This is a genomic window from Aeromonas sp. 11P, from assembly GCF_051920165.1.
Lineage (GTDB): Bacteria > Pseudomonadota > Gammaproteobacteria > Enterobacterales > Aeromonadaceae > Aeromonas > Aeromonas veronii.
Genome location: NZ_JBQBDJ010000004.1, coordinates 2,938,859 through 2,950,753, shown reverse-complemented (window position 1 = coordinate 2,950,753; position 11,895 = coordinate 2,938,859). Strand labels below are relative to the sequence as shown.

General features: G+C 60.6%; 9 protein-coding genes and 1 pseudogene. 7 read left to right on the top strand and 3 right to left on the bottom strand.

Annotated elements, in window-relative coordinates; genetic code table 11:
* Positions 1-82: 82 nt before the first annotated feature.
* A complete protein-coding gene (locus ACTG1P_RS13585; protein ID WP_440001484.1) occupies positions 83-847 on the top strand; it encodes an EAL domain-containing protein in 765 nt (254 codons plus the stop codon).
* Positions 848-966: 119 nt separating this feature from the next.
* Here ACTG1P_RS13585 and ACTG1P_RS13580 read toward each other — a convergent pair whose 3' ends face one another.
* Positions 967-2,517 (bottom strand): ADP-ribosyltransferase, encoded by a 1,551-nt coding sequence (locus ACTG1P_RS13580; RefSeq protein WP_440001483.1) that lies wholly within the window; start codon positions 2,515-2,517, stop codon positions 967-969.
* Between the two features lie 198 nt (positions 2,518-2,715).
* Between ACTG1P_RS13580 and ACTG1P_RS13575 the strand changes: the two genes are divergently transcribed.
* Together ACTG1P_RS13575 and ACTG1P_RS13570 are read left to right on the top strand one after the other, a co-directional pair.
* Positions 2,716-3,093 carry a CesT family type III secretion system chaperone gene (locus ACTG1P_RS13575; protein WP_019446305.1) on the top strand — a complete coding sequence of 126 codons (378 nt, stop codon included), beginning with the start codon at positions 2,716-2,718 and terminating at the stop codon, positions 3,091-3,093.
* A gap of 126 nt (positions 3,094-3,219) precedes the next feature.
* Positions 3,220-3,714, top strand: coding sequence for a DM13 domain-containing protein (locus tag ACTG1P_RS13570; protein ID WP_181270031.1), 495 nt, complete (start codon positions 3,220-3,222; stop codon positions 3,712-3,714).
* 73 nt (positions 3,715-3,787) lie between these two features.
* Here ACTG1P_RS13570 and ACTG1P_RS13565 read toward each other — a convergent pair whose 3' ends face one another.
* Both ACTG1P_RS13565 and ACTG1P_RS13560 read right to left on the bottom strand, forming a co-directional pair.
* Positions 3,788-6,052 (bottom strand): methyl-accepting chemotaxis protein, encoded by a 2,265-nt coding sequence (locus tag ACTG1P_RS13565; protein WP_440001482.1) that lies wholly within the window; start codon positions 6,050-6,052, stop codon positions 3,788-3,790.
* Between the two features lie 251 nt (positions 6,053-6,303).
* A pseudogene (locus tag ACTG1P_RS13560) lies at positions 6,304-7,307 on the bottom strand (substrate-binding domain-containing protein).
* Positions 7,308-7,741: 434 nt separating this feature from the next.
* On the opposite strand from ACTG1P_RS13560, the gene ACTG1P_RS13555 reads away from it, so the two are divergent.
* The 4 genes from ACTG1P_RS13555 (at position 7,742) to livG (ending at position 11,894) form a co-directional block, all read left to right on the top strand.
* The gene (locus tag ACTG1P_RS13555) at positions 7,742-8,863 is read left to right on the top strand and encodes a branched-chain amino acid ABC transporter substrate-binding protein (protein ID WP_252657110.1); all 1,122 of its coding nucleotides are present in this window, start codon (positions 7,742-7,744) and stop codon (positions 8,861-8,863) included.
* Positions 8,864-8,929: 66 nt separating this feature from the next.
* On the top strand, positions 8,930-9,856 hold the full coding sequence (livH, locus tag ACTG1P_RS13550) for a high-affinity branched-chain amino acid ABC transporter permease LivH (protein ID WP_005339439.1): 927 nt from the start codon (positions 8,930-8,932) through the stop codon (positions 9,854-9,856).
* Positions 9,856-11,124 (top strand): high-affinity branched-chain amino acid ABC transporter permease LivM, encoded by a 1,269-nt coding sequence (locus tag ACTG1P_RS13545; protein WP_440001481.1) that lies wholly within the window; start codon positions 9,856-9,858, stop codon positions 11,122-11,124. Before livH ends, ACTG1P_RS13545 begins: the two co-directional genes overlap by 1 nt.
* Positions 11,121-11,894 (top strand): high-affinity branched-chain amino acid ABC transporter ATP-binding protein LivG, encoded by a 774-nt coding sequence (gene livG / locus ACTG1P_RS13540; RefSeq protein WP_204477937.1) that lies wholly within the window; start codon positions 11,121-11,123, stop codon positions 11,892-11,894. The genes ACTG1P_RS13545 and livG overlap by 4 nt, the downstream gene beginning before the upstream one ends.
* Position 11,895 lies beyond the last annotated feature (1 nt).

Genomic DNA, 11,895 nt, shown 5'->3' with positions numbered 1-11,895 from the left:
CGCTAATCGAACCTACAGGGGGGGGAATGAGCTGTTATCATTTGAGACAGTGCCCAGCGCCGCCACGCCCAAGAGGAGAGTCATGGATATACCTTCCGCCCCCGCCCCGTCCATCTGCCAGCTGTGTCAGGAGAAAGCCGATCTCGACTTCGACTTCACCATGGCCTTTCAGCCCATCGTCGATTGCAGCAAGCGCACCATCTTCGGCTACGAGGCGCTGGTGCGGGGGCTCAACAACGAGCCGGCGCAGAGCGTGATTGCCCGGGTCAACGATGGCAATCGCTACCGCTTCGATCAGTTGTGCCGGATCAAGGCCATCGCACTGGCCGCCCGGCTCGATATGCGGCGCATGCTGAGCATCAACTTTCTGCCCAATGCGGTCTACCGCCCGGAGCGCTGCATCCGCACCACCCTGCAGGCGGCCCGCGAGCACCTCTTCCCCATCGAGCAGATCATGTTCGAGCTGACCGAGGTGGAGCAGGTGCAGGATAGCCAGCATCTTCGCGGCATCGTCGATCACTATCAGGCGCTCGACTTCAAGACGGCGATCGATGACTTTGGCGCCGGTTACTCGGGCCTCAACCTGCTGGCCGATTTTCACCCCAACATCGTTAAGCTCGATATGCACCTGCTGCGGGGCATCGACCATGACCCGACCCGACAAGCCATAGTGCGCCACTGTCTGGCGCTGTTTGCAGAGTTGCAGATCACCCCGCTGGCGGAGGGGATCGAGACCCGTGAAGAGATGGTCTGCCTGCGGGAGATGGGCATCAGCCTGATGCAGGGCTATCTGTTTGCCCGCCCCGGCTTTGAAACCCTGCCCGAGGTGGATTTCGCCAGCCTGTAAGCCATATCGGCCTGCCCTGCTCCCCTCAGCCTACTCCCGCCCGAATAAGAAAACGGACACCCGAGGGTGTCCGTTTTTATGTCATATCACCTTGCCCCGAGGGGCTGTGTGCTGACGGTTTACAGATAGCTCTCATCGACGCCGATATGAGCCAGCGCAGCCAGTTCGAGCGGCGTCAGCTGATCGACAGAATCAATCTGGGACGAATCACTGTGAGCTGACAGGGGCAGTGCGAGGTGCTCCTTGATCTGGTCGATCAGGGTGCTCACCACAGTGCCCATACGGGTCAACCGGGAGGTCAACACGGCCTCCGGGCCGGTCTCGCTATCGGCAAAGGGCGAAACCAGCTCAACCGCAAGACCACAGATGCCCTTCACCCGATCACCAAAAGCCCCTTCCAGCTGTTGCAGCACCTGCCGCGCTTCGCTGGCGCCGAGGCGCGTCACCGCCGCCTTCATGTTGTCACCATCAAAGCGCTGCCGCGCCCCGGCATCGAGCCGATCTTCCGGCTTGCCAGCGGTATGGTCAGCCCACGCCTGATCGCCCTGACTGGCAAACTGCATCAGGCCGCCCAGCACCAACCGCTGGTTGGGGCGCGCCGAGGCGAGACTGTCGAGGGCATGACCAAGGGAAGAGCCCTTGGCGTCGCTGCCGCTGGCCAGCGAGAGCGCCAGTGTGCGCAGGGTTTGCAGATCGCCACGGGTCTGCAATTTGGCCATGTGGGAACCATTGATGGAGCCATCGGCAATGTGTTGATGCAGGGCGTTGAGATCGCTGCTGCTCAGGGTCACCTCGGTCGAGGTTTGATCCCGCAGCAGGTAGCTGGCCTGATAGCTGATAAGATCCAGCGCCAGCTTGTAGCCGGTGGCCGGGGTCTGGCGCGCCATGGTGACCTGTTCGCGGGCAGCCCCTTTGCTCTCACCGCTTTGGACGGGCGCCGCATCCGCAGTTGTGGTCGCGCTTTGCGCCGGTTCACCAGCGATTTCAGCTTTGACGGCCCGCTGCAGGTCGGCCACTTCACCCATCGCGGTGTGCAGCTGGCTAATCGCCTCTTGCAACAGTTCGGGAGTGGCGCTGGCGAGCAGCTCGGTCACCTTGCCCCCTACAGTGCCCCACTGCTGGAGCGGGATACCGGCGATGGGGCGTTCAAGTAACCCGGCTGCAGCGGTCTGACTCTCCTGCCGCATGGAACCATCCCTGATCCCGATCAGGGAGGTCGCCAGTGAGCGCAGGGCACCATTGCCGGTCGCCAGACGGGGATGATCCTGCCCCAATTGTTCGGCATTGATATTGTTCAGCTCGCTGGCCTTGTCGAGCCCGCCCAGGGTGAAAGGCAACGCCTGTTGCAGCAGCAACCTTTTTTGGTCAGCCTGCGAGAGGTTGTCTGTCACAGGAGTCTGTTGCGCCTTCGGCGCAGCGTCACTCTTGCTGCTCCCCAGCAGGTTGCCAATCCACTCCTTCAGGGCCACAAACGGACGAGCCAGTTGGGCCCCCAGTCGCGAGAGCAGCCCCTGTCCTTTCTGCGGTTCGCTGCGATTACCCAGCAAGATCGCATCTTGTCCGGTGGCGACCTGACGCGCCTCCAGCTGGCCCATCCGGCCAACCCCTGTGGTTGCATCACTGTGGTGAGCGACAGCCTGTGTGCCGACGGTGTTTGCTTGAATCTGCATGATGATTGTCTTCTTGTGATGTTTCGCCGCCAGTCTAGGAGAGGCCATCAACAGGGACTATCGGGATTGGTCGCGATTTTTGTACTGAGCGCGGCGTGCTATCTCGCTGACCGAAAAGCTAAAAAAAGAGAGCCACCATTAACAGTGCCGCTGGCGGTGACCTGCTCTAATGGCGCCATCATCAATCTGGAGCCATCAATGAACTCTCTTTATCACGCCGCCATCCACCAGCTGTTTCTCTCCCTCTCCCTGCCTGCGCCGCAACAGGAGGAGAGCGTCACCAGCCTGCAGATCGGCGAACTGACCTGTCACCTGACCGAACACCCAGCCGACTATCTGCTGATGTTTACCCGCCTAGACGCAGCCACCAGCGCTCAGGCGGCCGCCCAGAACCTCTTCAGTCAGGACCCGTGCAAGCCGGTACTGGGTTTCGATACCGAGAGCCTGACACCGGTACTGTGGAGTCGTCAGCCCTTGCAGCAACTGGATCGCACCCAGATCCACCACCAGCTGGAACAGCTGGTACACGCCGCCAGCGAGATCAACAAAGGCCAGGACGGCACTATCCGGCCTTGAGCCATTGGCGTGACCACACCCCACGTCACCATAGATGGATAACCAGGCCTTTGGCCTGAGCAAACTGGGCAGCGGGCCCCCGGACTGGTATGGTTTTGCCATCAATTCATCAACGACCGAGATATCATGAAACGCAAAACCATGGCCCTGCTGCTGGGCACCCATCTGCTGGTCGCGGCGGCAGGCTTTGCCGCCGGTGTCTACACCCTGCCGATCCTGATCGCGCCACCCGCCCCTGATACCGAGCAGGTAGCGGCCAGCCAGCAGCAAGCGAGATTCCACGGCACCTTTCGCCGGGATCTGAAAGACAGCGATCGGCTGCACTGGGGGGAAGGCAAGGTGAGCATAGGGCAGGATGCCATCAGTCTGATGGGCAAGCTGGCCCCCGGGCCGGACTACCAGCTCTACCTCTCCCCCGAGTTTGTCGAGACCGAAGCCGATTTTGCCCGCCTCAAGGATCAGATGGTGCGAGTCGGGCCGGTGAAGACCTTCGACAACTTTATCGTGCCGCTGCCCGCCACGATCGATCCGGCCCGCTACAGCAGCGTGATCGTCTGGTGTGAAACCTTCAGCCAGTTCATCACCGCCGCCCGTTATCAGGATCTGCGTCCGGAGCAGTAACCTCGCCCCAGACCCGCACCATGAAAAAGGGCTGACATCGCTGTCAGCCCTTTGGCTATCCGCCTGCTCGTCATTAACGCTCCGGCTTGGTCATCTCCCGCAGCAACTGATCGATGCAGCCCACTACCTGTTCTGAGTTCTGCTCGATCTCGCGGTAGAGCGCCTCCGCCTCTTCATGCTTGTGCTGATTTTTCAGCTCGATAATCTGCTGGATCACCTGATGCAGTTTGGCGTGGGGGGCGGCCATCGCCCTGAAGGCGGGTTGATCGCCGCAGCATGCCTGCCCTTCACTGAAGTACCAGTGACCAAGGCGGCACTCCTTGTCACTGACCGCCTCGCTGCGCGACAGCCCCTCCTGCCCATCCAGATAAGCGCGCACACGGGTCTTCCAGCCCATGTGAGCGGCGCGGGCGCGACTCAGCACCATCCGCACGTTGGAACCATCCTGAAACTGCCCGGCCAGATCCCCCAGCTTGTCCACCAGGGTCGCCACATGGCTGGCGATATGGGCGGTATCCCGCGCCACCAGCGTGGTGGCCTGGGAGATCTCGTGGACGCTGACGATATTGCGGGTGATCTCGTCGCTCACCGACGATTGCTCCTCCGAGGCGGCGGCGATCTGGGTATTCATGTCGCGAATGCTGTTGACCGCCCCCTTGATCCGGCCGAGGGCTTCTCCCGCCTGATTGGCCCGCTCCACCGACTCCCCGGCCCGCGAGACGCTGTGTTCGATCATGGTCACAGTGGTGCCCACCGCCCGTTGCAACTGCTCAATGGTGCCGCGGATCTCGGCGGTAGAGTGCTGGGTGCGCCCTGCCAGCGAGCGCACCTCGTCGGCCACCACCGCAAAACCGCGCCCCTGTTCACCGGCCCGGGCCGCCTCGATGGCAGCGTTGAGGGCCAGCAGGTTGGTCTGCTCGGCGATGGACTGGATCACCGCCAGCACCGAGCCAATCTGCTCGCTGGCCTTGGCGACCTCTTTCACTGTGTTGCCCGCGCTGGCGATCTCCTCTGCCAGCTGTTCGATCATGTTGACGCTCTGCTGCACCACCTCATCGCCGGTGACCGCCTGATTGTCCGCTTCGTTGGCCGCTTCGGCCGCCTGTGCCGTGTTGTTGGCCACCTCGTGTACCGTACTGGTCATCTCGGTCATGGCGGTAGCGAGCTGGGTGGTCTGCTCCTGCTGGCGCGTCATGCTACCAAGGTTGCCTGCCGCACTGCGCGACAGCCGCTCACTCTCGCCAGCCAGTTCGCCCAGAGTGGCAGTGAGCTGGCTGATGGTATCGCGGATCTTGGCTACAAAAGCATTGAACGCCGACCCGAGCCGACGGATCTCCTCCGGCCCCGCCACCGGCAGCTTGCTGCCGAGATCGCCGGAGCCATTGGCCAGCGCCTCCAGCGCCTTGACGCTCTCCAGCAACGGACGGTTAAGGCGGCCCAGCAGCCACACCAGCGCCACCGCAATCAGGGCGGTGCCAAGCAGCGCGATCATCACCATCTGCCAGCTCTGGCGCGCCAGCGCGGCCACGACCTCGCTGTGATCCCGCGCCAGCTCGATCACCCCGACCGCCTTGCCGGAGAAGTCGCGCAGCGGCGCCGCCATCACCAGAAAATCGCTCCCCTGCTGCTTGATTGTGGCGAAGCGGCTCTCGCCCGCCAATACCTCCTGATACCAGTCCACCGACTCACCAAGCATGGAGGCACCAGTCAGCATAACGGGCTTACCCTGTTCAAACAGATAGATGGCAAGGCGACTGTCCTTGCCCAGCAGATCGGCAAACAGCGAGGTGTCGAGGGCGCGGCCAAACTCCACCGAGCCGACCGACTGACCATTGAAAGTGACCGGCACTACGCCGCGGATCCCGGTGCCGCCCTGACCGGTCTCCAACCCGCCGACCGGTTGATGATTGCGGTTCACCTCGACCACAGCCAACCGTGTAGTAGAGAGGTCGTCGCCATGATTTGCGGGCTTGTGTACCCGATAAAGGGAAGTAGCCGGGGGAATGTGAAAGTGAAACTGCTGGATCCCCTGCGCCTTGAGGGCGGGCCAGAGCGGATCAAACAGATTGGCGAGGGTCTGCCAATCCTTGTCGGCCACCGCCCTGGCTGCATCCGGCCGCTGGGCGATCAGGGTTGCCGCCAGCACGGTTTCATGGCTGGTGTTTTTGATCACCGCTTCCACATTCTGGAGCTGGCTCCGCAGTGCAGCCTGCTCGGCCGCGAGCGCCCGCTGGCGATTTTCAAACAGATTAAAAGTAAGCAGCACCACGGCGAGCAATACGATGCCGCCGATTGCCAGCAGCGTGATCTGGTGACCCAGCTTGCGAGGGGGGAACATAAGACACCATCCTTGACAGTCATACCCAACCTACAGGATGGAACGGTTAAGTCGGGAGTCCATCATAACTTAACCCTTTGTTGATATTGATCAAACGATTAACAGGCAAAATGCGAGGTGGGTCAAACGGGGGGAATATTCACTCACAAGGCCGAGATCGGCACTGCGAGCAACAGGTTGAAAGTAACCCGCCCATAAACAAAAACCCCCTCGTGACAGAGGGGGTTTTTCGTGTTGGCAACGGGTGCGGATTAACGCAGCGGTTTGACCGAGCGACGGACGATCAGCTCGGGCTGTACCGTCATCGACTCCACTTCCAGCTCCTTGTTGCGGATCCGGCTGACCAGATGCTTCACCGCCAGCTGGCCCAGTTCAGCCTTAGGGTGGCGGATGGTGGTCAGCGGCGGGCTGGAGAAGCGCGCCATCTCCACATCGTCGTAGCCGATGATGGAGATATCGTCCGGCACCTTGACTCCCGCTTCCCAGGCAGCGCAAATCGCGCCGATCGCCATGGGATCGTCGAAGGCAAAGACCGCGGTCGGACGAGGCTGCAGGGCCAGGATGCGCTGCATGGCATCGAAGCCGCTCTGGCTCTCGTAATCCCCTTCAAAGACCTGTTCATCTTTGAGGGTCAGACCTTGTTCGCCCAGCGCATCACGTACCCCGTCCAGCCGCTGCTGGGTGGTCGGCTTGGAGAGTTGGCCTGTGATGCAGACGATGTCGCGGTGCCCCAGCTCCAGCAGATGCTGCACAGCCATGCGGGCGCCGGTTCGGGCGTTATCGTTGATGACGTGGCGAAATCGCACTCCGTGCCCCAATCCAGTACCACCTGCGGCACGTTCTTGTGGATGCGCAGCATGTCGCGCAACGGGGTGTCGATATCGGTACCCAATACCAGCAGGCCATCCACCCGTTTTTCCATCAGCATTCTCAGGTAATGCTGTTGGCGAGGCGGCTGGTTTTCGGTGTTGCAGAGGATCAGGCTGTATCCCTGTTCGAAGCAGTACGCTTCAACCCCTTGCACCACTTCTGCGAAGAAGGGGTTTACGCTGGTGGTCACCAGCATACCAATGGTCTTGGTCGAATTTATTTTAAGACTGCGCGCTACCGAGTTGGGCGCGTAGTTGAGTTCTGCCACCGCCTCAATCACTTTCTGGGTCGCGTCTTCGCTGACCCGCCGAGTGTGGTTGAGCACATGTGAGACGGTGGAGATGGATACGCCTGCGCGTGAGGCGACATCCTTGATAGTGGCCATCTCTGTCTCCTGACTGTCAAAGGCGGAACATTAGCAGATTTCCCGAATAAAGGCTTGGTTTTAACGAGCTCTGCCACGGAATTGTCAATGCCGGCTAATTTAGGCGCTCATTTCTGTTTGCGCAAATGGATTGTGGTCAAAATGGGAGCGCTGTCAGAGTAAAATATCGCCAGATTAATCCTCTGGCGTTTGTCAGAATCGCCTCTCGTTACCAAGATGTTAAGTCAACAAATCAAAATTAAGCTCTGATTAGCGTAAAATAACAGGTCATTTATTTCAAAATCCACCCATCCAACCCCCTCTGGTTAGTATCTTTAACAGCTTGTTATTGCCCCGTGAGGAATGATAGAACCATACCTATAGCCGGATGCACGGGATGTAGATCCGGAATGGCACACGGAAATGAAACAATCCACTGATTAAGGGACGAATCAATGCATAAGTTGAGAAAAATCACAGTTGGCGCAGCGGTTTCTTTGGCTCTGTTTGGATCGATCTCCATTGCCCACGCGGCAGACACCATCAAGATCGGTATCGCAGGCCCGGTCACCGGTCCGGTAGCCCAGTACGGGGACATGCAGTTCACCGGCGGCAAGATGGCGGTTGAGCAGATCAACAAGGCTGGCGGCATTAATGGCAAGCAGATCGAAGCGGTCGTCTATGACGATGCCTGCGATCCCAAACAGGCGGTGGCCGTTGCCAACAAGGTGGTGAACGATGGCGTCAAGTTCGTGGTCGGCCACCTCTGCTCCGACAACACCCTGCCCGCCTCCGACATCTATGAAGACGAGGGGATCCTGATGGTCACCCCTGCCTCCACCAACCCCAAGATCACCGAGCGCGGTTACCAGCTGACCCTGCGCACCATCGGCCTGGATAGCGATCAGGGCCCGACTGCCGCCAAGTACATCATCGAGCAGGTCAAACCCCAGCGCGTGGCCGTTATCCACGACAAGAAGCAGTACGGTGAAGGGATCGCCTCCAGCGTCAAAGCGGCGCTCGACAAGGCTGGCGTGAAAGTGGTGGCCTTTGAAGGGATCACCGCCGGTGACAAGGACTTCTCCGCCCTGATCGCCAAGCTGCAGAAAGAGAACGTCGATTTCGTCTACTACGGCGGCTATCACCCTGAGCTGGGTCTGATCCTGCGTCAGGCTGGCGAGAAGGGGCTGAAAGCCAAGTTCATGGGCCCGGAAGGGGTGGGTAACAAGGATATCTCCGCCATCGGCGGCCCGGCTTCCGAAGGCCTGCTGGTGACCCTGCCGAACAAATACGATCTGGTGCCGGCCAACGCCCCGCTGGTCGCTGCGTTCAAGGCCAAGGGTCAGGACTCCTCCGGCCCGTTCGTCTGGACTACCTATGCCGCGGTGCAAACCCTGGCTGCCGGTATCGCCAAGGCGGGTGAAGATGACCCGGCCGCCGTTGCCGCCGCCATCAAGGCCGCACCGATCGATACCGTGATGGGCCCCCTGACCTGGGCACCGAACGGTGACCTGAAAGGCTTCGAATTCGGTGTGTTCCAGTGGCACGCTGACGGTACTTCCAGCCAAGTCAAATAATCTGCCGATCGGGGGTGAGTACGCTCACCCCCTCCTCTCTTTGCGGGCAAGTACAGGGAACGCAGTATGTCCGAACACCTCCTCTATCTGGTTCAGCAGCTGCTGAACGGATTAACCATAGGCAGCACCTATGCGTTGATCGCCATTGGCTACACCATGGTCTATGGCATCATCGGCATGATCAACTTCGCCCACGGCGAGGTGTACATGATCGGCTCCTATGTCGCTTTTATGGTGATGGCGGGGCTCATGATGATGGGCATCGACAGCACCTTTCTACTGCTGGGAGGCGCCTTCCTGGTCAGTATCATCATCACTGGCACCTATGGCTGGAGCATCGAGCGGGTCGCCTACCGGCCACTGCGCGGTGGCAACCGGCTGATCCCCCTCATCTCCGCCATCGGCATGTCGATCTTCCTGCAGAACATGATGCGGATGGCTCAGGGCTCGCGGGATATCGCCATGCCCAGCCTGATCTCCGGTGGCTGGACCCTGGGGGGTGAGGATGGTTTTCAGGCCAGCCTCTCTTATATGCAGCTGATCATCTTCGTGGTGACTTTCATCACCATGCTGGCGCTGACCCAGTTCATCGGCCGCTCCCGCATGGGCCGCGCCTGCCGTGCCTGTTCGGAAGATATCAAGATGGCCAACCTGTTAGGGATAGACACCCATGTAGTCATCTCCATCACCTTCGTGCTGGGGGCCGCGCTGGCCGCCGTCGCCGGGGTGCTACTCGGCATGTATTACGGCGTCATCAACCCCTACCTCGGCTTTATGGCCGGTCTGAAGGCCTTCACTGCCGCAGTGCTGGGCGGTATCGGCAGCATTCCGGGCGCCGTACTGGGCGGCCTGCTGCTCGGCGTGGTTGAAGCGCTCACCGCCGGTTATCTCAGCACCGAGTACAAGGATGTGATGGCGTTCGCCCTGCTCATTTTTGTGCTGCTCTTTATGCCGACTGGCATCCTGGGTCGTCCGGAAGTGGAGAAAGTGTGATGAAACATCAATTTATCCACGCCTGTATCGCCAGCCTGGTGCTGCTGGTGCTCTCTTTCTGGCTGCTCGGCTTCAAGCTGGAGACCGATGGCTCCCGTCTGCTGGTGGTTAGTCGCCTCGATGTGTCGCTGGCCTGGCTGCTGGGCGGCGCCACCCTCGTATTCTGGTTCCAGCTGCTGCGCGGCCAGATTGCCAAGCTGTTCCAGGCATCCATCAGCGGCTTCTCGGTCGGCTTCGGCAAGCTGGTGCTGCCGAGTCAGGAAGAAGCACCGCGCCTCTACAACACCACCGCCATTCTGGTACTGCTGTTTGCGGTGAGCTGGCCCTTTATGGCCTCTCGCGGTGCCATCGATCTGGCCACCCTCACCCTGATTTACATCATGCTGGGGCTGGGTCTGAACGTGGTAGTCGGCCTTGCCGGTCTGCTCGATCTCGGCTATGTCGGCTTCTATGCGGTCGGCGCCTACAGCTACGCCCTGCTCAACAACTACTTCGGACTGAGCTTCTGGGAGTGTCTGCCCATCGCCGGTGGACTGGCGGCCCTGTTCGGCTTCCTGCTCGGCTTCCCGGTGCTGCGGCTGCGGGGGGACTATCTGGCCATCGTCACCCTCGGCTTTGGCGAGATCATCCGGATTCTGCTCAACAACATGACCAGCCTGACCGGCGGCCCCAACGGTATCTCCGGCATTCCCAAACCGACCCTGGGTGGTCTGGAGTTCAACCGCACCGTCAAGGATGGCGGCTTCGAGACCTTCCACGAGTTCTTCGGCATCGCCTACAACGCCAACCACAAGGTGATCTTCCTCTACCTGATGGCGCTGGTGCTGGTGATCGCCACCCTGTTCGTCATCAACCGCCTGCTGCGCATGCCGCTGGGCCGCGCCTGGGAAGCGCTGCGAGAAGACGAGATCGCCTGCAAATCGCTGGGGCTCAACCCCACCATCATCAAGCTGACCGCCTTCACCATAGGCGCCACCTTTGCCGGTTTTGCGGGAAGTTTCTTTGCCTCCCGGCAGGGCTTTATCAGCCCGGAATCCTTCGTCTTTATCGAGTCGGCAATCGTGCTCGCCATCGTGGTGCTGGGCGGTATGGGCTCGCAAATCGGGGTGGTGCTGGCTGCTATCGTGATGACCGTGTTGCCCGAGCTGGCGCGCGAGTTCAACGAGTACCGCATGCTGATGTTCGGCCTCTTGATGGTGTTCATGATGATCTGGCGGCCACAGGGATTGCTGCCGATGACCCGTCCGCATCTGGAGTTGAAGAAATGAGTACTCATCAGAAGTTAATGGAAGTCTCTGATCTGTCGATGCGTTTCGGAGGGTTGCTGGCAGTCAACGGGGTCAAGCTGGATATCGACAAGGGCGAGGTGATCTCCATCATCGGCCCCAACGGCGCAGGCAAGACCACCATTTTCAACTGCCTGACCGGCTTCTACCGCCCGAGCGGCGGCACCATCCGCTACAAGGGTGAGGAGATCCAGGGGCTGCCCGGCCATCTCATCGCCCGCAAGGGGATTGTGCGTACCTTCCAGCACGTGCGGCTGTTCAAGGAGATGACAGCGGTGGAGAACCTGCTGGTTGCCCAGCACCAGCACCTCAACACCAGCTTTATCGCCGGTCTGTTCAAGACCCCAGCCTTCCGCCGGGCAGAGCAGGAGGGGCTGGAGCGGGCCGCCTTCTGGCTGGATAAAGTGGGCCTCAAGGATCTTGCCAACCGCGCCGCCGGTAATCTGGCCTACGGTCAGCAGCGCCGCCTCGAGATCGCCCGCTGCATGGCGACCCGCCCCGAGCTGCTGATGCTGGACGAACCGGCTGCTGGCCTCAACCCGAAGGAGACCGACGAGCTGGATGAGCTCATCATGAGCCTGCGGGACGAATTCGGGGTCTCGGTGCTGCTGATCGAGCACGATATGAAGCTGGTGATGGGTATCTCCAACCGCATCTTCGTGGTCAGCCAGGGCACCCCGCTGGCCCACGGCAAGCCGGATGAGATCCGCAACAACCCGGCAGTGATCAAGGCCTATCTGGGCGAGTCGTAAG